General features: G+C 66.5%; 1 protein-coding gene. It reads right to left on the reverse strand.

Annotated elements, in window-relative coordinates; genetic code table 11:
* Positions 1-215: VCBS domain-containing protein (locus tag EN851_RS36100; RefSeq protein ID WP_135931152.1), on the reverse strand; the 215-nt coding region annotated here is incomplete at both ends.

Genomic DNA, 215 nt, shown 5'->3' on the forward strand with positions numbered 1-215 from the left:
GGCGCTGACGACATCGAAGGTGTCGGTGTAGGTGGTGCCGGCGGCGAACTCGTTGTGGGCCGAGCTTGCCGTGTAGGTCCAGGCGCCGGCGCTGTCGATGGAGAACGAGCCATAGGTTCCAACGGTCGCGGCCTGGGCGACGAAGGTCGCCGGGCTGTCGACATCGGAGATGGTCAGCGTGCCGGAGCTCGAGATGTCGGTGGCCGAGTTGGTCT

Source organism: Mesorhizobium sp. M8A.F.Ca.ET.208.01.1.1 (genome assembly GCF_004791315.1).
Classification (GTDB): domain Bacteria; phylum Pseudomonadota; class Alphaproteobacteria; order Rhizobiales; family Rhizobiaceae; genus Mesorhizobium.